General features: G+C 36.6%; 21 protein-coding genes. 8 read left to right on the forward strand and 13 right to left on the reverse strand.

Annotated features, from left to right (window positions below; all coding sequences use genetic code 11):
• Positions 1-42: 42 nt before the first annotated feature.
• The 4 genes from L1275_RS10045 to L1275_RS10060 all read right to left on the reverse strand — a co-directional run bounded on the left by L1275_RS10045 (position 43) and on the right by L1275_RS10060 (position 5930).
• Entirely contained in the window at positions 43-2307 is a 2265-nt protein-coding gene (locus L1275_RS10045; protein ID WP_253472359.1) for a cation:proton antiporter, read from the reverse strand.
• 114 nt (positions 2308-2421) lie between these two features.
• Complete coding sequence (locus tag L1275_RS10050; RefSeq protein WP_253472360.1) at positions 2422-3132, reverse strand: LytTR family DNA-binding domain-containing protein; 711 nt, start codon at positions 3130-3132, stop codon at positions 2422-2424.
• Positions 3098-3835: a histidine kinase gene (locus L1275_RS10055; RefSeq protein ID WP_253472361.1), complete on the reverse strand. Its 738-nt coding sequence runs from the start codon at positions 3833-3835 to the stop codon at positions 3098-3100. Before L1275_RS10055 ends, L1275_RS10050 begins: the two co-directional genes overlap by 35 nt.
• A gap of 13 nt (positions 3836-3848) precedes the next feature.
• Complete coding sequence (locus tag L1275_RS10060) at positions 3849-5930, reverse strand: site-specific recombinase (protein ID WP_253472362.1); 2082 nt, start codon at positions 5928-5930, stop codon at positions 3849-3851.
• Between the two features lie 90 nt (positions 5931-6020).
• Here L1275_RS10060 and L1275_RS10065 point away from each other — a divergent pair, with 90 nt between their 5' ends.
• The gene (locus tag L1275_RS10065; protein ID WP_253472363.1) at positions 6021-6488 is read left to right on the forward strand and encodes a CYTH domain-containing protein; all 468 of its coding nucleotides are present in this window, start codon (positions 6021-6023) and stop codon (positions 6486-6488) included.
• A 2-nt stretch (positions 6489-6490) separates the two neighbouring features.
• Here L1275_RS10065 and L1275_RS10070 read toward each other — a convergent pair whose 3' ends face one another.
• From L1275_RS10070 to L1275_RS10100, 7 genes are all read right to left on the reverse strand, one after another.
• Positions 6491-6898 carry a septal ring lytic transglycosylase RlpA family protein gene (locus L1275_RS10070; protein ID WP_253472364.1) on the reverse strand — a complete coding sequence of 136 codons (408 nt, stop codon included), beginning with the start codon at positions 6896-6898 and terminating at the stop codon, positions 6491-6493.
• Complete coding sequence (locus tag L1275_RS10075; RefSeq protein WP_253472365.1) at positions 6885-7394, reverse strand: septal ring lytic transglycosylase RlpA family protein; 510 nt, start codon at positions 7392-7394, stop codon at positions 6885-6887. The genes L1275_RS10070 and L1275_RS10075 overlap by 14 nt, the downstream gene beginning before the upstream one ends.
• Positions 7395-7484: 90 nt before the next feature.
• On the reverse strand, positions 7485-7910 hold the full coding sequence (locus L1275_RS10080) for a hypothetical protein (RefSeq protein ID WP_253472367.1): 426 nt from the start codon (positions 7908-7910) through the stop codon (positions 7485-7487).
• A 289-nt stretch (positions 7911-8199) separates the two neighbouring features.
• On the reverse strand, positions 8200-8367 hold the full coding sequence (locus L1275_RS10085) for a hypothetical protein (RefSeq protein ID WP_253472369.1): 168 nt from the start codon (positions 8365-8367) through the stop codon (positions 8200-8202).
• A gap of 56 nt (positions 8368-8423) precedes the next feature.
• Entirely contained in the window at positions 8424-9059 is a 636-nt protein-coding gene (locus L1275_RS10090) for a response regulator transcription factor (RefSeq protein ID WP_253472371.1), read from the reverse strand.
• Positions 9060-9447: 388 nt separating this feature from the next.
• Positions 9448-11130, reverse strand: a complete 1683-nt coding sequence (locus L1275_RS10095; protein ID WP_253472373.1) for a tetratricopeptide repeat protein — start codon at positions 11128-11130, stop codon at positions 9448-9450.
• Positions 11131-11318: 188 nt separating this feature from the next.
• On the reverse strand, positions 11319-11792 hold the full coding sequence (locus L1275_RS10100) for a hypothetical protein (protein ID WP_253472374.1): 474 nt from the start codon (positions 11790-11792) through the stop codon (positions 11319-11321).
• 232 nt (positions 11793-12024) lie between these two features.
• Between L1275_RS10100 and L1275_RS10105 the strand changes: the two genes are divergently transcribed.
• The 4 genes from L1275_RS10105 (at position 12025) to L1275_RS10120 (ending at position 16061) form a co-directional block, all read left to right on the forward strand.
• Positions 12025-14061 (forward strand): sensor histidine kinase, encoded by a 2037-nt coding sequence (locus L1275_RS10105; RefSeq protein WP_253472376.1) that lies wholly within the window; start codon positions 12025-12027, stop codon positions 14059-14061.
• Between the two features lie 5 nt (positions 14062-14066).
• Positions 14067-14801, forward strand: coding sequence for a LytTR family DNA-binding domain-containing protein (locus L1275_RS10110; protein WP_253472378.1), 735 nt, complete (start codon positions 14067-14069; stop codon positions 14799-14801).
• 115 nt (positions 14802-14916) lie between these two features.
• Positions 14917-15246, forward strand: a complete 330-nt coding sequence (locus L1275_RS10115) for a DUF4870 domain-containing protein (RefSeq protein ID WP_253472380.1) — start codon at positions 14917-14919, stop codon at positions 15244-15246.
• A gap of 23 nt (positions 15247-15269) precedes the next feature.
• Entirely contained in the window at positions 15270-16061 is a 792-nt protein-coding gene (locus L1275_RS10120; RefSeq protein WP_253472382.1) for a hypothetical protein, read from the forward strand.
• Between the two features lie 490 nt (positions 16062-16551).
• Here L1275_RS10120 and L1275_RS10125 read toward each other — a convergent pair whose 3' ends face one another.
• Positions 16552-17187, reverse strand: a complete 636-nt coding sequence (locus L1275_RS10125; RefSeq protein ID WP_253472384.1) for a response regulator transcription factor — start codon at positions 17185-17187, stop codon at positions 16552-16554.
• A gap of 88 nt (positions 17188-17275) precedes the next feature.
• Here L1275_RS10125 and L1275_RS10130 point away from each other — a divergent pair, with 88 nt between their 5' ends.
• The 3 genes from L1275_RS10130 to L1275_RS10140 all read left to right on the forward strand — a co-directional run bounded on the left by L1275_RS10130 (position 17276) and on the right by L1275_RS10140 (position 20615).
• A complete protein-coding gene (locus L1275_RS10130; protein WP_253472386.1) occupies positions 17276-17992 on the forward strand; it encodes a LytTR family DNA-binding domain-containing protein in 717 nt (238 codons plus the stop codon).
• A 314-nt stretch (positions 17993-18306) separates the two neighbouring features.
• On the forward strand, positions 18307-18516 hold the full coding sequence (locus L1275_RS10135) for a hypothetical protein (protein WP_253472388.1): 210 nt from the start codon (positions 18307-18309) through the stop codon (positions 18514-18516).
• Between the two features lie 95 nt (positions 18517-18611).
• Complete coding sequence (locus L1275_RS10140) at positions 18612-20615, forward strand: tetratricopeptide repeat-containing sensor histidine kinase (RefSeq protein WP_253472390.1); 2004 nt, start codon at positions 18612-18614, stop codon at positions 20613-20615.
• 161 nt (positions 20616-20776) lie between these two features.
• Here L1275_RS10140 and L1275_RS10145 read toward each other — a convergent pair whose 3' ends face one another.
• Positions 20777-21232, reverse strand: a complete 456-nt coding sequence (locus L1275_RS10145; RefSeq protein ID WP_253472392.1) for a thioredoxin family protein — start codon at positions 21230-21232, stop codon at positions 20777-20779.
• Between the last annotated feature and the right edge of the window lie 158 nt (positions 21233-21390).

Genomic DNA, 21390 nt, shown 5'->3' on the forward strand with positions numbered 1-21390 from the left:
ATACCGCTTTTTGATCAGGGATTAGTAATCCTCGACTAGGCATTACTCTTTAATAATCAATATCGATGGAGAATAATTTAACCATTGACTACGTGTTTCAACCAATTTTTTCCAACTGCTCAAACTGATTAACATCAGATCGTACTGTTCTAAAAACTCTTTGTGAATGGTTTTATCCTTCGTTATCATGATGTGATTTGGCGTTACTTGTTCAATACTGCGAATCGATTCTTTAAAATCAGAACTGCGCTCAATTTCCCCAGACGCATCCAATATGGTGATTTGAGCATCGACATTGGCAATCCACTTTTGACCATACTGCAACAAGAACAAATCCGATTTATCAAAAATAGGAACGAATATTCTTTCCACTTTCTCAAAATTCTTGTTGATCAAAATACCCACTGGGACTTTAGCACGAATCAAGACTTGCCTAGTGCGTTCGTCAAAGAAAGAATTTTCAAACATCGGTTCCTTGCCCGTCACTTTATCGATTAAAATATCTGGATTAATGATTCTAGTGGTAAACCCTAAAATTTTACCTAACAGCGTTCCCTTATATATCGATTGCCCAATTTCCAACAAAAATAGATCACAACTATCCTCATTGACGATCTCAACCATATCAGACTCGAGATCGTTAGAAACTTTATATAGAGTTAAAACTTCTTGGTTCAATTTCCCCGCTTCCGACTCTATCGGTTGAAAGATCTTCGATTCATAGGAATCCGAATTAAAGGAATTAACATCTGAACTCGGCACGATATGCATGGTGGTAATCGAAGTATTTAATTTTTGCTTCTTGACCAAACTATTTGCGATTCTAAGCAAAGCTTTACCGTTAGTTGCATTGTCAAAAAACATATATATTCGATATTTATTCATTGCCTTTAGTTCGTCTGGAGCGGGAGGCAGTTCTTTTCCAAAGATTTTATTGATGATATCCAAAAGCGGCCCGGTCATAAAAGTAGTCGCTAATGCCATGATCACCATCATTGCAAAGACCTCACCTGTGAGAATACCCAAATCAAATCCAATGTTTAATACAATCAACTCCATCAAACCACGGGTATTCATCAAAGCTCCAATAGTTAGACTATCGCGCCAACTCTGCCCAACGAATTTCGCCGCTAAAGCACTACCAACAAATTTACCTACCGTAGCTACCAAAATAATAAATCCGGTCACCTTCCACAAATACGGCTCATTAAGCAAGCCTATCTCGGTTCTTAAACCCGTATAAACGAAGAATAAGGGCAAAAACAAGATTACAGCTACATCTTCTACTTTTTCAATAAACAACGCTCTAAAACGCACATTATCGGGCATGATTGCCCCTGCCATAAAAGCCCCGAACAAAGCATGGATTCCAATAACCTCTGTACAGTAGGCCGACAAAATCAAAGTCAATAAGAAAATCGCTACGGTCGCTTTAGAAATATTTTTATTACTGCCTTGGATTTTACCGATACGTTCTAAAAATGGTTTTACCAATTTCAGCATCACCATAACATAAACCACAGCCAAAGCCATAATATACAGTGAACTGGTAAACGAGCCTGCTTTAACTATAGCAATTACAGCAGCCAACATACACCAAGCTGTGATATCATCAGCCGCGGCACATGTAATAACTATAGTACCTAAACGCGTTTTATGAATGCCCCGTTCCTGAACAATTCTCGCCAATACAGGAAAAGCAGTGATACTCATCGATATACCCAGAAATAGGGCAAACGAAATAAATTCAACGCCATCAGGCGCAAAAGAACTAAAAATATAATAAGCCAATACCATACCCAAGGCAAAGGGAATAATAATACTGGCATGACTGATCAAAACGGCATCATGTGCTTTGTTTTTCAAAACTTTTAAGTCCAATTCCATCCCGATAACAAACATAAAAAGAATCAGTCCTATTTGGCTTAAAAAACTCAAATTAGGCAAGGAGGCAACAGGAAAGAGTAAAGACGAAAATTCGGGAAAATGCATGCCCAAGAAGGATGGGCCTAAGGCTATACCTGCGATAATCTCGCCGATGACCGAGGGTTGCCCAATTTTTTTACAAATCCAACCAAATGCCCTAGCAACCAAAACAATGGTTACAATTTGCGCTAATAAAATTGCAAGAGGATGGCTTAAATTTTGTATCAAGGCTTCTTGAAAATTCTCGAAAACAGACAACTCCGAAGTTACCGGAACCACATTTTCCTCCAACAATTCTCCTTGCGATACTACCCAATACATCAAGGCTGAAAACAGTCCGATAACCGCTATATAGAAAAAGGTATTTTTATACTTTGACATCTTTAATGAGTTTGAATTTCCGTGCAAATGTCAATCAAATTCAACAGATTTTAATCGCAACTGCCCCAAAGTATTTCAAAGATGTAATGAAACGTTAAAAAAGTGCTACAAAAATTACAGCTTGGATAAAAAGTCGCCTTTAAAGTTCACCCCCAGAGTCAATACCAAGGGTTTTTTCCCATCGGTGGTTAGGGTCGTAATGATTTCATCGTGATTAAAATAACTTACGATTTTAAGTGCTATAATCTCACTTTTATTAATTCTACAAAAATCTTTGGACGGCAAGTCTTTTATGATTTTCTCTAAAGAAAGGTTTTTTAAGATCAGCGTGCTGTTGTCCGCAAGTAACACAACCTTATCCCTACTATCAAATTCCGAGGGCTTGATATGCAAGATACTCTCAAATTGTAAAACCGCCTTTCCTTTATTAGAATTCACCGTCATAAACGTGGTCTGCTCAGATGGTTTAATCAGTTTTAGTGCTTTTTGAATCGCCTTTTCCAGACGTTCTTTCTTGATGGGCTTAGTTATATAGTCAATAGCGTCAATTTCAAAAGCATCTACAGCAAACTCTCTATAGGCTGTTGTGAAAATAACGGGTTTATTACCGAGCAATTGTGCGACGCTTAAACCGTTGATCTGTGGCATTTCGATGTCAAAAATACCCAAGTCAAAATCCAGGTTCGGCGCTTCATCTAAGAGTTTTAAAGGGTCATTAAAAACCTTTATGATTTCGATTTCCGGAATCTGTTCACACAACATTTTCAAATACGTCAGACCTGGTAATTCATCATCCAGTAAAATGCATTTTAGCTTTGAAGTCATTGAGATTAATTTTAAGATGTGCTATATAAACGTCGTTTTCGACAAATCGCTCCAATCGAAAATGCTCTTTATAAATAATTTCCAACCGTTTGTGCAAGGCTTCTAGTCCAAACCCGCTGTGATTCTTTTTTAGTGCATTTTTTGCAGAGGTTTTATTAGACACCATCAAATGGAAGCTCCCGCCCTTAATTTCAAACAGTATCGAAATAAAGGAATCAGCACTTTGTAAATCGGCATGTTTAAAGGCATTTTCGATTAAATCAATCGAAATTAATGGAGCTAATAAATTTTGATCGTATAAAATTTCATTAGCTGCAATCTTTGATTTGACGTTTAACTGAAACAGCGGACTAATTTTGATTTTATTAATTTCTATCAAACTCAGCGCAAACTGATGTTCCTCTCGCGGGCTAACCAATTTTTTTTGGCTGTCGTACAGCACATAATCCAATACCCCGGCCATTTTATCCAAAGCAAAATAGGTTTGATAGGCATGAGACTGTATGGAGTTTAAAATATTTTTAAACAAATGCGGGTCCAAACGGGATTCCAGTGACTCTAATTGCAGGTGCTTTATTTTCGTATCGACTAAAAAAAACTCTTTTTCCAATTTCACATTGCGTTGTTGTACACGCACGAGATAATACCCCAACACTATAGAGACTACTAACAGAAAAATAATAATTGCTATTTCTAATACCATAAATACATTTATACTAGTGCTGTTCTTTCTTATGTTCTTTTTCAGCGCCTTCCTTCTCCAAAACTGCGTCTGTTTTCATCGGTGGAAAGAAAAATTCGGTTGGAAACATTTTAAAGTAAATCAATACCGATCGAATTAATGGGAAAACTTCTAGCCATGGAATATTTCTAGATCTAAAGGCCAAGCCTAATGACAAACTAAAACTGACGATAAAGTTTACAAAACCAATCAGTGCCATTCCAATAAACGCCCAGACCAACATAGAAGTTCCCACACTAAAATCGGCACCAAAGATCCCTAAGGCAATATTTCCACTTACAAAGGTAATGTGACGAATGTCTAAATTTAAGCCTAAGAAAAAACCGATAGATCCCGTACTACCGAGGAAAATTCCAAACCACACATTGGATACGATACCGGGCCATTTAATTTCAAACCAATTGGCCAATTTTTTAGTCCGTGTGATTCCCAAGTTTCTCTTTAACCACGGATGTTCTTGAATACGGTAATACACTTGGTTGTGTTTGTTTTTATTGGAAACATTTCCCGAGATAATCCCAGACAAAAACAAGAATACCCCAGCAATGGCAGCATGAAACAGGGCTGGTGAATCAATTGGACTTGCATCGGTTAGCAGTTTGTGCCATTTGGTATCTACGATATTAATTCCCGTAGCTAAATCAATCAGCCACACTCCTAATAAGGCTACTGGAAAAGCCAATAAGACGTTACCGACAAAGGCGATAAACTGAGAGCGAAACAAGCGGGCAAATAACTTGGCAAAAGCCATGTGTTTCTCGCCGGTTTGAATCTGTTTTTTCATTCCGTCTTCAATGGCTTTGATAATCGTTGCCGCTGTCATTGCGGGCTGTTTGGTTGCTAGAGTAAACCCCATAAGGTAAATGATCGTAAAACCAATCGCATAATTAATACTGTATAAAAAAGCAAATCCAAAGGCACTAGCATCGGCTTTTGACATTAATATCTTGATGATACACAAGACCCCAACAATAACCCCAGCTCCCATAGAAGCTTTAAACATCTGCCAATATTCTTTAGCAGACTCTGTTATATAATGCTCCCCAGTTTTAGCCGTATGTTGCGTGATTTCGTAAGACAGCAATTGCGTACTTTCTCCGATCAACTTAGAAACATCGTATTTATAACAATTGTATTCAATCAACTTTAAAGCTAAATACACCGTATTCTTTTTTCTGTCCGCTATTTGATCAACAACTAATAGCGAAATCAAAATACGTATACGATATAACTGCTGACGAATACGCAGCAAACTTTGATTTACTTTTAAAGAAATACCATATTTAGAGCTGTTTTTAAAAGCTTGACTAACAAAATCGAGGCATTGCTTGTGTAAGATCAACAGTTGTTTGTAGTTCAAATCATCACTAGTCAAATAATGAGCCTTGCCTTCCCGTAAATCTTGAGCAATCATCAAAAATTCGTTTTCAAAAGCTAGAAAAGGGCTTTCCAAATGATTGTATTCCGGCACCATACGAATAATATTGCTTTCCATGGCTCTACCGCTCATTCTTTGAGTAATTAAACCCATGGATAAGATCAGCTCGGACAATACCGTATTATCTTTCGCAGTGGTAAAAATGTCGCTAAAATCGAGTAATTCGAATAAAGAGAGGATTTGATCTTCTGGGATTTTATTAATCCATTCGGAATCAGAATGTTTATAAAAGACTTGATTTAGTATGTATTCAAAGGTATTCTTTTCGGGTTGGTAGGGTAATATTTTAGCAAAAAGTCTTTTTTTAACTTCGGGTAAAAATTCAGAATCTTGAAGAATTCCTGCATCGGAAATCATCCTACTAAATTTTCTATTACTCAGTAAGTTTTTTAAGTATTTCATAAAGGCCAAGCGATCGATGGGATTGTCGATCAGATGACTTAATAATTCCTCTATGGATACTCTTCTAATTTTTTTTATGTTTTTCGGGCGAAAGACATGTACCATATCGATGAGAAAAAGCAACTCTTCTCCGGAGTAAACTTCGCCGTCAACGATATATTTATTAAAAAGCTCGTCAATAGTATGGGGGGAAATTAGTTTATGTCTTAAATTCATTACCTTCAATTTTTATTGCTTTTACGTAGTAACTTTTAAAAGTTAATTTCCGTAATTTGGATTAAAATTACACTATTTATTATAATAACTATGGTTGAGATTGAAAGAAAATTCAGAATCCGCTCTTTAGATTTTATTGAGGAGTCTTATCATCACAGTGATATTGTACAGGGATACTTAAATTCTGCGGCGGAACGAACTGTAAGAGTACGCATTAGAGGGTCGCAAGGTTATTTGACGGTAAAAGGAAAAAGTAACGAATCGGGAACGACGAGAATGGAATGGGAAAAAGAAATTGCGCGCCAAGATGCCGAAGAATTACTACAATTGTGTGAAGATTTCGTAATAGACAAAACGCGGTATTTGGTTAAGACGGATTCACACCTATTTGAGATTGATGTTTTTCACGGTCAAAACGCAGGGTTAATTTTGGCTGAAATTGAACTAAGCGATGAAAATGAATCGTTTATAAAACCGAACTGGTTAGGAGAAGAGGTTACCGGTGATATTCGATTTTACAATTCCTATCTGTCCCAAAATCCGTATAGCAAATGGTAGTCTTATTTAAGTAATTCCATTTTGACTTTTAGTACGCCGTGATTTTTATTATCGGTAATATTCATAAATGCTTTTTTAGAAATATCCAATTCCCGTCCGTGAGTAAACGGACCGCGATCATTGATTTTAACATCAACCGATTTATTGTTTTCCAAATTGGTTAAGCGCACTAGGGTTCCGAATGGTAATTTTTTATGAGCTGCTGTTAGTTTTGAGTTTGAAAAAACCTCTCCACTAGCGGTAGATCTGCCGTTAAACTTGTCGTGATAATAGCTGACTTCGGCTTTTTTCTTATAGACTTTAGCTGTTGATTTTCCACGAGTAGCAGAACAGCTGGTTATCAGGAAACCACTTATTAACAACAGTAAAATTTGGTATTGAAAATGTTTATAGGTTTTAAATATCTCCATCAATTTTTTCAATCTTCACGTTTAAAACCCCACTACCTTTGTTTTGAGCTATTTCCATAAAGGCTTTTTTAGTGATATCGATTCCTCTATCTTTGGTAAAAGGACCTCGATCGGTAATGGTTAGAATAACTGATTTTTTATTTTTTAGGTTGGTAACCTTTACTTTGGTACCGAAAGGCAACGAGCTGTGTGCGGCAGTATATTTTGAGTTATCGAAAACTTTACCGCTTGCGGTACGTCTTCCAGTAAATTTATCGTGATAATACGAAGCTTGGGTTGATTCTGTTACCAGTTCTGTTTCTACAGTTTCCGGTAAGTCGATCAGCTTATTGGATAAGGTATCCGAAGAAAATAAAGCCTGATCTAAGATGGGTTCTGGTGTGCTAACTATATTGGCAATGGTGTTTTTACTGATTTTCTTGGGCCTATTATTCGTAGTAAAACTACTCATAACCACTAAAATAAGTAAAAACAAACCGGTTTGATATATTCTCATAATCTGGGTTTAAATTTACAGAAACTTTTAAAAAAAAATAAATATACCAAAAAAGCCCTTACGGGCTTTTTTTATTTTGTTAAACTTTTCCTAACCCAACCAAATTCCCCAAGGAATACGAGATAAAATAAGAATTAAACCTAAGGTATAGAAAATAGCGAAGAACTTAAATTTCTTATCGCTTTCTACAACGCGTTTGTGTTTCGACCAACCAATCGTAATTAATACAATACCGATAATATTGATAAGCGGATGCTCCAAAGCGTATAAACGCATCATCGGATCTTTCATTGCGCTACCTAGGCTTACGACCATTGGAGACACAAAATAAAGAATCAATCCTAAAACCAATTGGATATGAGTAAAAATCAAAGCGAATAAAGCGATTTTACGATCACTCTCTTTAAATTCTCTTTTGGAAGCATATCCAATAATAGCACTGATAGCTGCAACAGCCAATAAAATTAACGCCAAATAAGCAATGCCTGAGTGCGCCTGTTTAATAATGTTGTACATATTGTTGTTATTTGTTTGAACACAAATATATAAATAAGAGTTTGATATATTTTCAATCTCAAATTATGGTTTTAGTGATTTTCGCATATTTGGTTCTAATGTACTAGCAGAGAATCGCTTATTTCGTGGAGTTTAGCGAACTTCCACGCTATTAAAACTAGAGCTGTTTTCCGTATTTTAAAATGATTCTAAATAACCCGCCGTTTCTAATCTCTATAAAATCTGATTGAAATTGACTTTAACTACAGTTAACACAGAACCTATAAAACAACCAACAGCGCTTATTTTCCTAGCGCTTACGCGACTTGACCAAGAGTAAGCGCGACGCAATTATACAAGCAGGTAAGATCACTAAATCCCTTACACATTCTTTATCCAAATCTGGTATACTCAACAAAATCATGGCAACTACCAACAGTAAAACTATGGTATAAACTGCCAATTTGGTCATATTCATCACAAATTACTTTTACTAATCCACCACCTTAGGGATTAGGGTTTGTTGTATTTTTTTCAGACAAAACCTTTTTTTACAGCAATTTTAACCAGTCCCGTGCTATCAGGAGCTCTAAAGTTTTTTTTCATCAAACCGATCCTTTTGTGAATAGCGGCTTCGCTGAGAAACAACATTTCACTAATTTCCTTTGCTTTATAACCTTGAGTTAAAAGCATCAGTATTTCTATATTACGATGCTCGCGCATTAGCGAGTTTTTGCTCATCTCAGCCATTTGCTTGTGAACCTCTTCGCTATAGAAACGCTCCCCCTTCAAAACCGCATCTATAGCTTCACAAAGCACCTCTAAGGAAACGTCACTTTTGATTAATAAGCCATCAGGAAATACTTTTTTGTGAATTTGATAAACGGATAACACTTCTTTATGTGCTGTAATCAGCAAAATCTTCGCAGAAACATGCATCAATTTTATACTTCTTATCCAATCGATACCGTTATTCATTTGCGCTTGTTTATGCCCTCCAATATTGCAATCCATAACCACTATGTCAATAACCGCTTCCGAACTTAGAATTTCCAACACTTCTGACAAAGTACTCGCCTGATAGAACAGCGCGTCTCTGTCGTATTTTTGAAGTATAGAAACGTAACCTGCTAATGTCAAAGGATGATTGTCTATTAATAAAAATCTCATAATACTTTTTTTGTTCCTCTATCCGTCGAATTGTATGTAGATAAACCAGATACAAGACACGAACAAAGCATAATTAAATATAGAAGAGACCTTTGGGTTGCCCCAATTCACTACTCCATTGTATAAAAAAACGTTCATTTGTTTTCTAATGTTAAAGTATTTAAAATTTTAAAAAGAACCCAATTAGCGAGCGCACTTTAACGATTAATATCATTTAATGATACGAAATGTTAAAGTTTGTATTTCTTGTGTAATAAAAACACAGCTATCTTTATCAAAAACAGCCATACATTGACACCTTCAAAAAAACCGCCAATAAAATATTATTTAAAGGCGGCTGTTGTTTAGAAATGGCAATTAGGAAGGTCAAAGCCTTATAGCGGGCTTTCTATTTTCGGAAAAACTTCTTAAAGAAGCTCTGCGAAGAATTCGCATGCGCTGTTGCAATTTTGAGATTCTCTCTAGCTACGTCACTTTCCTGATATTTCAGCGCAGACTCCAAATTCCCCACCGCCTCATTATACTGTCCTAAATCCATTTGCGCAGCACCGAGATGTTCGTAAATTTCAGCTATAATATCCGAAGTAACTCCTTCTTGTTTTGCTAAAGCATCTAAGGCGCTTTGAGCATATTGAATCGTTTTTTCATTGTTAACTACATTGTAAGCGCAATGCACTGCCCAGTAAAAACACCAAAAATCCAGATTACCGATTTCGATACTGTGTTCAAAACTATCTAATGCAGCCTTATCATCTTTCAAGTGCACTACCTGTAGGTATCCCATATTATAAAAAGCGACCTGCAACGATCTTGTCATCTCTTTTTCCGCGGCAAAATGGATGGCATATTGATAACATTCCATCGCTTTTTCAAAATTACCTTGGTCAATCCATATATTGGCTCTACTAATCAATACACTGGGATTGTCCAGTACCTGCTCTAGAATTTGGTCGGCATTTTCAGCGCTTTCTTCCAGAGTAGGTGCCACCCCCAAAGCACTTTCAGCCTTAGCCTTATAGATATAAAAATTGGTAAAACAACGAACGATTTCTTCATCTTGGATTATTTCATCTGTAGGGTCTATGGAATAATAGACCTCGAAACCCACTTGTACCCACTCCAATGCCTCATGATACAATTTCAATTCCACATAACCGGCGCAGATAAAGTCTATCGTACTAAAATACGTCTCTAAATCCATCTGCTCTCCATAATCATCAATAAGGCGCACTCCATCCGTTATATATTCCTCCGTATAACCCGCATCAACTTCAGCTCCAAATCGATTTTGTAAAATAGAGATAAACGGGTAAACTTGCATTCCTTCAGTAGTAATCGCGATAGCTCCATCATAATCCTTTTCATCACTTAATAATATAGACAAGTTACTACAAGTTAAAGAAAACATCTCAGGATTCGCATTGAGTAGATCCCCGTTATTCTCAATAACCGCGGCTCGATACAAGGAATAAGCCCGATCGTAACAGGCTCGTTTTAGACTCGTCAACCTTTTATACTCCTCCTCATTTCCAATCGCTCTATCGGTTAGATACGTAAGTTCCACACCAGCGTTATAAACTTCCATAGCCTGATCAGTGGTTACATCAATTTGAAGACTTGAAGTATCGGGTTGTTCCACTCCCGCATTTAACATGTTAAATATCCTGATCTGCAAAACAGGTGATGCAAGAATCTCCACAGCTTTTTGATAATATTTCAGCGCAGACTCCCAGTCCCTCAACCAATATAGAGCGGAGCCTGCATGACGATTACAACTGTAATGCTCTGGGTCTAGTGTAATTCCCAGCACGCTCCACTGTACACATTGTATCAGCGCCTCTTCGCGATCTTCATTAAAAATTTCATTAAAATCCAATGCAATTAGTCCCAAAATAGCGCATAAATCAGGATTAGGCGCTGCCTCATTTAAAGTGCTGACCCGTTTGAATATCCAGCTCAATTCATTTTCATCATAAGGGAGACTATGTCCTTGTACCCAATTTTTCGCCGCCAATGCGTAGTCTCCTTGTTCTAAAGCTTCTTTTGCTTGTCGTTGTAATTCCTCTTTCATTATATGACCGTAATTAATTCTTAATTTCTTTCGTAATTTCAATTTTCAAAAAAATCGCCCTTCTAAAGCATTAAAAAACACTTACTCTCGCAATTTGCGATAACTAACTCGTTGTACGATTTTCTAAAATAGTAGTGTCAAACCCATAATGGGTTTGACACTTTGTTTTCGCTTCTGATCTGAAAAACTTAATTAGGAAGTTTTATACCGTCAAGCACCACGACATCGCAACTAAAATTTATATAGGAGTTGCTGTATTCTCCTCCATTCTGTTCATTCAAACCTTCCAAACTCATACCCTTTAATTCAAATTTACGCGTTGGAAGTCTGCCATAGGTATCGGTCACAATTACATCTGCATTTAAACATTCTTTCGTTTGAGCAAAAGCTTTTACCATAGGCAGATCTAGTCCCTCATAACTGAGTACAACATAAAACGGCTTCGTTAATTCTACACCCTCTGCTATTTGCTCAGGAGTAAGTTTGACAGGTGTGGAGTAGGATACTGAGAAATTAATGGGTTTGGAAACCACTGTGTTTTTCCCATCTTTTATCGATATTTCTACTCTTAACCGCGGACCTTGAGCTTGAGCGGATACAGCAACTAAACCTGTTAGAACAAGTACACATAACAGTGTTCTAAAATTTAAAAAATTCTTCATATTTTTTCTTTTTATTTAACAAGATTAGCACTTATTTCACCACGCAGTTTCAGTCGATTGGCATTTAGTTGTGTTGAGTTTGTATTTAGCGATAAAGTTGACAAATTCTTTAAAAAACCACGGTATTTCCCCTTAAAAACAGGGATAAAACCCTATAAATAAACCACAGAAACCCCCTCCATTATTCACATTAATAGTTTATTTAGTAAATTAGTACTTCTAAATTAACTAGATGACAGCATTATTCCTTTATTTATCTCAATTCTACCGGCGGCATCGAACGGTTTATTTCTTTACAGTGCTTACTCTTGTATTCCTGTCCATACCTGTTAGCAGTCGAGCTCAAGAAAGCTCTGCTTTGGAGACGATGGCGGCACAAGCCTACAACCTGCGCTTCACGGATAGTATCAGCAGTCTGCGCATACAACATGAGGCACTGGCTCTCGCAGAAAAAGAAGGCAGCAAATCGGACGAGGCGATATGTGCTGCCTATTTAGCGATGACCTATAGAGGGAAATTAAATCTAAAAAAATTCACCTATTATGCCGAGCACTCTTACAACACCGCTATGGCGACAAAAAACGACAGAGCTATCGCATACGCCAATTGGACAATGGGTTTATTATTGTCTTATATCGATGATCGCTCAGCTGCGTTGAATTACTTTTTAATTGCATACAGTTTATATGAAAAAATACCAGACTATGAACACTGTGCCCGAATCGGCGCAGATATATCCTATCTTTTTTCTACAGGATCGGAGGACAAAACCAAAAAATTCGCCTATGAAGCGTTGCGTTATGCTGAGCTATCAAAAAACCCCGAAAGCATACTGCACGCCAGACTAGCTGTAGGAAGTTATCTCTATGAATCTATAGATCCTCTTGATCAATCGTCGTGGCAACATGCTATTGACTTTTTTCAGCAAACTTTAAAGTTGATTGCAACTTCGGACGCGGCCATCATTAGTAAAAGTAATATCGGTATTGCGCATTTGAATATGGCGGCACTCTATATGATTGGACCAAAACCGATCGACGAGTCCGCTTTTTTATCCAATCTTGAGGAAGCGACTAACATCGGTAAGCAATATAACTTCCGCAACTTATACCGCAGCTCTCTTGGCTTGCGCGGTCAATATTTTCTACAGAAAGGAGCACATAGAACGGCGGAAAAATTATTTAAAGATGGAATTGCTTACCAACTCACCTTACCCTATAAAGATAACGACCTGCTCGCCTCCTTTTATGCTTGCCTTAAAGACCTCGCTGCACGAGAGAATGATTTTGCAGCTTATTACGAATACGACAAACACTTTAGCATATACAATCAATTAAAATACGATGAAAATGTACAGAAGATCTTGCAAAATACCGATGCGCGCTTTGAAACTGAAAAAAGGCTTTTACGTATAGATCAATTGGAGAAGAAAAACGAGCTTCAGAAAAAAGTAAATTTTTTGAGTTATGGAATTTCCGCGGTCTTACTCACTGGTTTGATATTTATGTATCGTTCTTATTATTACCGACAACGCTACTATCAAAACCGAGAGCACATATTACAGCAACAACAAATCAACACAGAGCTTAAAGTACAGTTGATGGAGAAAGAGACCTTAGAAGCTTTGTCCGAAAAAATATCTTTGGAACGGCGTCTGCTTCAATCCCAGATGGATCCTCATTTTATTTTTAACTTGTTGGGCAACATTCAAAGTATGATTCTGCAAAATGACCGTATTACCGCCGTATCATACCTGTCTAAATTCGCTAAACTGACGCGCCGCGTATTGGAGCAATCCCGTCAAGAAAGCATCGCTTTGGAAGATGAAATCAACACATTAAAGAACTATATCGAATTACAACAATTGCGGTTGAACTTCAGCTTTGATTATCAAATTGACTGTGAAGCCGGTGTCGATTTCCAACTTCAAATACCGCCATTACTCATTCAACCATTTATAGAAAACGCTATAGAACACGGACTAAAGCCTTTATCAGACCTTAGACGCGGACTTTTAAATATACACTTTAGCTATCGAGAAGAAAAAAACATACTTATCTGTACCATACTGGACAACGGCATCGGATTGGGAGAATCTCGAAACCGAAAAACAGCCGACTCCCATCGCTCTTTATCTCTAAAGATCACCAATGAGCGCCTGGCCTTGATGCTACAAAAAAATCCACATACCCGACTTAAGGTAAGTGAACTCGAACCCATAACCGGAGAATCTGGTTGTATCGTCACCTTAACCATTCCCATAATCTAACCACTATGTATAGAACAATTATTGTAGAAGATGAACATCATTTGCGCGAGGCACTATCCCTATTATTAGAAATTGCTTCACCTCAAAAAACACAAATTATTGGCCAAGCCAGCAATGCCGAAGAAGCTATAGTCATGATTGATGAGTTAAAACCTGACTTGGTTTTTATGGACATTATGTTGGAAAGCGGTACAGGCTTCGATGTGTTAAACAAAACCAAGCATAAATCGTTTCACCTGATCTTTACCACTGCCTACGAAGAACACGCAATAAAAGCCTTTAAGTATAATGCTATCGATTATCTTTTAAAACCGATTGATGCAGAAGAACTTCGTCAATCACTCGACCGCATTGCAGCACGTCAGCCAAAATTTGTTTTGGAAACCCAACTGGCCCACTTCAACATCGATCGCAAAAAAAGCCCCGAGCGATTGGTATTACCAACACAAGAAGCGATGCATGTTGTCAAAATCAACGATATTATTCGCTGCGAAACGTCTGGTTCCTACACCACCTTCTATTTGAATGGCGGAAAAAAAATCATCGTTTCGAAAGCTTTGAAACACTATGAAGAAATTCTTTTACAGCCTCAGTTCTTACGCGTTCATCAGTCGCATCTTATCAATACCGATTTCATCGTCAGTTACTCTCGGGATGGAATGGTCCAGATGCAGGACAGAATCTCGATTCCAATCTCAAGATCCCATAAAGACGAATTTTTTAAATTAATGCGCGACTAATAGGATCAAGGTGACAATCGAACCCGCACATATACATATCCAGATATACCAAATACAAAGTGAATATTGTGCTGTATTCTGGAGAACAATACTTTTGGCAAAAAATAAAACTATTATGAGTAATAAAACACTTTCCATTTTAAGTTACATCACCATTATTGGTTGGTTAATTGCCTATTTCAAAAGCAGAGATTTAGACCCCAAAAGTAACTTGGTTAATTATCACCTACGTCAAGGATTCGGATTTTTCATTTTCTCCTTCGTACTAAATATCGCGTTGACGATTGTCACCAGCATAGTTCCTGCCTTATTCTTTTTAAATTACATCACGCTAATCCTTTTAATCCTTTGGGTATTTGGTATTATTAATGCTGTAAATGATCAGGAAAAACCGATTCCAGTCATAGGAAAATTATTCGAAGATAAGTTTTCTTTCATCGGATAGTACACAACCTCATTTTGATTTATATGAACGTTTCAATCACGATTCATATAAATCAAAATCAACAACAACTGGACATGGAAAAATTAACGGAAAAACAATTAAATGACCGATTAAAAAACAAGTCGGAAAAATTGTATATGGCAGTTCAAACTGCCTTGGAATCCTTAAATTATAATAAAGATGAGTTAAACCCAGAAACCCTGAACCAGTTTCTTCAAATGCTTGATGTTGAAAGAGCGGCTCAGATCAGAGCGTCTTTTTTGAAGATGAATAATGATGAGGACAGTTATGAGATTTATTTGATCGACAACAAATCGGGTGCTACAACCTTAAATTTTAGCACATTTCCTGGCGCTAGTCATAGCGTACTTCTGCTAGAGGGCGATATTGATATACCTGGAGATATTTTTATTGAGGATCACGTAACTCTGATAGTAACCGCCGATATCAAAGCGAGAAACATTATTGTTACTGGTTCCTTATACACTTCGGGAGATTTATCGTGTCAGGTTTTATTTGGCGCTTCATCAAACGATTGTGAAACCTATATAGGCAATAACATCAGCTCGATACTCGTTGCAGAAAACGGTCATTATACCGTAGCTGAGCACGAAATACGCTCCCAATACCTAATGAGTTTTCACAACATCATAGAAGGAAAAGTCGGAAGATTTATCGAAAAAACAAGTTTGGAACAAGTACACGAAGCCGACTATCTCAATCCTAAGATATTAGATCATCAGGGGTATTTTGACGAGGAAGCCTTTCTTCAATATATACGACACGATTCGATCGATGCACTCTTCTACAAGTAATCTCTATGGCGCTTGGAGTTTAACTGTTAATTAGTTCCACGCAACAGGCAATAGTGAATATGAATGAAGAACACCTCCTGCGTGGATTATAAACTTTAGAATAAAAAACTTTTAATGACTCATTTTGAAAGAGGCAAGGGCGGAAAAAAATTATTAACCTCAAAACCTAAACAATGTAGCATTAAAAATGTTATCACTATTATCCGCCTTTACCTCTTTAAGTCTGATAGTAGATGTATTAATCAGTCCCCTCCTAAATGAACTTTACAAATAAACACTCCATCTTCTCAAACCCTTGTTTTGTTTTAGAATTAAAAGAAAAATCTGGCTACTTTCTCCCTAACCGTTAATCTAATATAACACTATAAATGATTGGCTTGTAAAATTATACTAAGTATTAACTTTTAGTATAATTACTTGATATTAAATGTTAAAAAATATAATTAAAACAGCATGCAATCACAGTAAATACACAAAACACGACAATACCCTAAATATACTTCTGTATCACAGCTTCCTTGACCAAGCCTCCATTGTCCATGACATCAAAGGCCTCTTTCATCAGTAAAATTCTTTTTTGCACGGTACTCATGCTTAAAGACAACAGGTCTCCAATATCTTTTATTTTATAACCTTTGGATAACAGCAGTAAGATCTGAATGTTGTTTTCTTCCCACATCAATTCTTTTTTAGCAATTTGTCCAATACATGATTTTACCGCCTCACTATAATATCGTTCTTCTTTTTGAACCTGGTCAATCGCTTTAACAATAACCTCTGCAGTCACATCTTTTTTAATCATAAAAGCATCGGGGAAAACTTTTTTATGAATGTTGTAAACCGTTAATATTTCCTCGTGGGCCGTTATCATCACGATTTTAGAACTCGAAAAATGTTTCCTAATTTCTTTGGCCAAATCAGCTCCGTTGGATATATTTCTAGTATCACAGACCGGAAGGTCATAATCTAAGATAAAACAATCGATATGATCCTCTCTCTTCATCACGTTGTAGGCCTCATTAATGGTGTTTGCAGTAAAGAATTTAAAGAAAGGGAAGGCGCTTTGCAAAATGCTTATATAGCCTTCTATAATAAGCGGATGGTCATCAACTACTAGAATATTCATGCTTTAGCTTTTTATTAACAAAGTATACTTTTTTTCTATATATAAAAAAATATAATCAGACTTTTCTTTGTAGAAATAATTTTAATCCATGTCTTACAGTTTTATCATTATCGACCATAATGATGTTGAGGCGGAAAAAACGATAGAGACCTTACGCCTATTTCCTCATCTAAATTGTTTGGGCATTTTTAAAAATGACGATTCCATATTTGAATTGTTACTCAAGAAAAAACCGACCCTAGTGTTTATAGCTGAAAATAGCTTAGGGACACCAGAATCTCCATTGAATTTCGACAGCATATCTCGCATACACGAAGTGCTTACTGATTTCACCTATTTTATTTACCTCAGTCCGAAAGTAGATGCAGCCCTACAAGCGATACAGTCGGGATTTTCAGACTATCTAATAACACCACTCCAAATTCATTTACTGGGTTCTTCAATCGCACGATTTAAAAATCGAGTTCCCATTAAAACCAATCCCAGTTTAGCTATAAAATCATATAGCGATTATAAGTTTATCAAATTCTCTGAAATCGTTTACCTCAAAGCAGATAATAACACCACGGATATCGTTTTACTCGACCACAGAACTGTCGCGGCATTTAATACTTTAAAATACTATCAGCAGAATTTACCTCATCATTTTGTCCGTATTCATAAAAGTTATATCGTCAATATTGAAGCCGTGCATCGCATTCACTTCAGTCATGCAAAGTGTTATCTGATTAACGGCGAAATCATTCCTATCTCGCCAAATTATCGTGCAAGTTTAGATTATATACTCGAACAACTCCATCTATAATTTCAAAATCAGCCGCTTTACCCTTTTGTTTAAGAACAATCCTCCTCAACACGACCCTTTCACTAATAAAGGGCTAAAATCCTTCGCTTTTCACTTTGACTAAACTTACTTTGTATAGGTTATAACTCAACACATCAACCTTACAATCAATTGTTTGACAAGGATGAGGGAACTTTTAAAACATGTTTTTTAATTGTCATCTGCGTCAAACTAGAACAAGCTATTCCCAGCTTTTCTGCGCTCTAAATCTCTTGATGAGATTCGGATAAAATCTTTTTTAAAACAACTTTAAAACAACTTTAAAACTATTTAGCATGAAAAAAGCACTTTTACTTTTCGGAATTTTTAGCACCTTATTAGCTTTTCAATCCTGTACATCAGACAGCGATGAATTAGCACCCAAAAAAGAGACTCTTATCAACTTAAGTGTTACCGACACTATACCTCCTAATCCTCCTACTTATTCAACACAATCGAATTTAGAAAATGGCGATTTAGGAAAGGATATTGACAAAAAGAAATAAAACATAACCTATTAACCAATAAATAATCTGAAGATGACCTAAATCATCTTCAGATTGTATATTTTTGGGATAGAATCCATATTTCAAAAATATCTATGAAATCTCCCTATATTTATTTTTTGATTTTTTTTTTATTTATCCATTGTAAAGAATACAATCAGGAAAAACAAAGTACAATATATCAACAATATATATCAAAATTAAATAGATCTACAACACTCCCCAGTGATCAAGAGAAAGTTTTAGACTCTCTATCGCAGCTCCTATCGACAGAGAAGAACACTTTAGATCACAGAAAACGTTTGATCGAGACTGCAGGTCTTGCTTACAATTTGGGATTTAGTGAAAAATATTATTCCCTGTGCCGACAACTGCATCAGCAGTCAGTCCGCGAAAACGATTCTACACATATTGCACAAGCACTTTATTTCATAGGAGATTATCACGAGCAACGCAGTCAATTAGACAGTGCCTTTTACTATCATTCCAGATCAAATAAACTATACCAGAAACTCAACGATACACTAAAACAAGTCAAAACTTCGATCTATAAAGCAAGTATTTTATTTGACGAAGGCATTTATAACGAATGTGAGGCCGAAGTACTTAAAACATTAAAGCTACTGAATTCGAACTCTGATACTCGTAGCTTGTATGAATGTTATAATTTACTATCGATAACGCTAAGCCAAAATGCGCAATACAAAGACGCACTATTCTATCAGCAAAAAGCCCTTCGAGAGTTAGAAAATCTACGAAAAACGGATATAGATCCGCAACAACTTCGTTATTCGTTATCGAATAGCTATAACAATACAGGGAATATCTACGATAAACTATCCGAACACGATCAAGCCAGAAAACTGTATCTAAAGGGACTATCGATGTCCGAACTAAAAAAGGAAAAACCTGCGCTATATGCGATGCTACTTAACAATCTTGGCAATAATTATATGTTGCGAAACCAGCACAAAAAAGCCTTTCCACTTTTAACGGAATCTCTCAAAATTAGAGACAGTATCGATCTTAAGTCTGGCATCATTACCAGTAAGATTCGCCTCGGTGATTATTACATACATTACCGCGATACTACTGCCGCTTTGAAATATTGGAAGGAAGCTTTTGTCATGGCCAAAGAAAACAAAAGTAGTGACGATATCGTCAGGACCTTAAAATTGTTATCAAGCTATGATACTGATAAAAACCAATATTATTCCGATCTGTTTTTCAAAACTCAAGACAGTTTAAAGAACATTGAGATCTTAACCCGTAACAAATTTGCGCGAATCGAATTTGAGACCAATGAGGTTGTACAAAAAAACGAGGTACTGATTCGTCGGATTTCTCTATTGGGTTTAGCCTTGGGAGCACTAAGTGTATTACTACTTGCCGTATTCTTTATCTTTCGGTTGCAAACTAAAAACAAACGCCTTCGTTATTTACAAGAACAACAAAACTCTAAGGAAGTTATATATAAATTACTATTACAGCAAGATGAAATCGGTCAACAAGTATTGATCAAAGAACGCAATCGCATCGCTAAAGAACTGCATGATGGGATTATCAATACGCTATTTAGCATCAAACTTCATATCGGACAAAACAAAACGACTGAAGATTCGCAAAAAGAAAAACTGGTTGCTGATATAGAGCACGCCTCTGAACAGATCAGACAGATCTCCCACGATTTGAAGGACAACACCTTTGCACAATCCAATTTCTCGTTGGTCATTCAGGATTTAATCGACAAACAATCGACCGAAACCACCTTCTTCGAATCGTTGATCGCCAAAAACCTAGACTGGTCTGGATTCAGCTATGATCAGAAAATAAATATTTACCGCTTGTTACAAGAAGGTATTCAAAACATTTTAAAACACGCACAGGCAACCCGTTGCTTTATCATTATCCTCGAAAATGCAGACTCCTATGTCATCAAAATTCAAGACAACGGAATTGGCTTTAACACAGCCAAGATAAATAAGGGTATCGGCCTTCGCAATTTCGAAGAACGCGTTAAGGAATTGAATGGCACTTGGAGCATCGAATCAAAAATTGGGACAGGAACAACTATTAAGATCGTAATCCTTAAAACTTAATTTGATTATTATGCTGTCACTATAGATAACACCAAACCGCTTTAAATTATAAATATTAAAACAATCACTCGGTTCTCTAAATTAATCTTAGTCTAAAAATCATCTTTATTAAAAAACGGCACCCTATAAAAGGTGCCGTTTTCAGCAAAAAAATAATACAATCAATAAACTACTTTCAAAAGTGCGTGTAATTCAGACGCTTTAAGATAACTGTTGTGCTGGTATATTTTTTGAAATTTGGAATCTAAAAAAACCATAGCCGGATAAGTCACTGTTCCTCTTTGCTCGGCAAAATATAGGGCCAGCTGATGGGTACCCGATTTTAATCCGCGCTTCTTAAATCCCCAATGCCGATGATCCCATTTCACCGCATCTTTAGACTCTCCGTCGAAGAAAATCACATAGTAATTCTGGTTCAGCTCTTTTATTATTTCGGAATCGGAAAAGGTTTTTTGTTTCATCAATTCGCAATAGCTACACCAATCGGTGTAGAAAAAAATCAATAAAGGGCGTGCCTCCACTGCCATCAAATCCTCCACCTTATCCAAAGTAGTCGTGGTGATTTGCGCGTTGCTTATGCATGTAAATAACCCCATGATCCAAATCCACTCTTTCATGTTTTGTTTTTATTTGTTGATTCGCAAATTCGCTTTAGCCCTATTAAGTATTTCATGGATATCAAATCATACCTCGCCCCATACTGATTACTGATCACCGATTATTGATCACTTAAAAAAAAGGGGGGTATTGGTGCTACTTATATGTTGATTAGCAA

The organism is Flavobacterium sp. HSC-61S13 (genome assembly GCF_024171535.1).
Taxonomy (GTDB): domain Bacteria; phylum Bacteroidota; class Bacteroidia; order Flavobacteriales; family Flavobacteriaceae; genus Flavobacterium.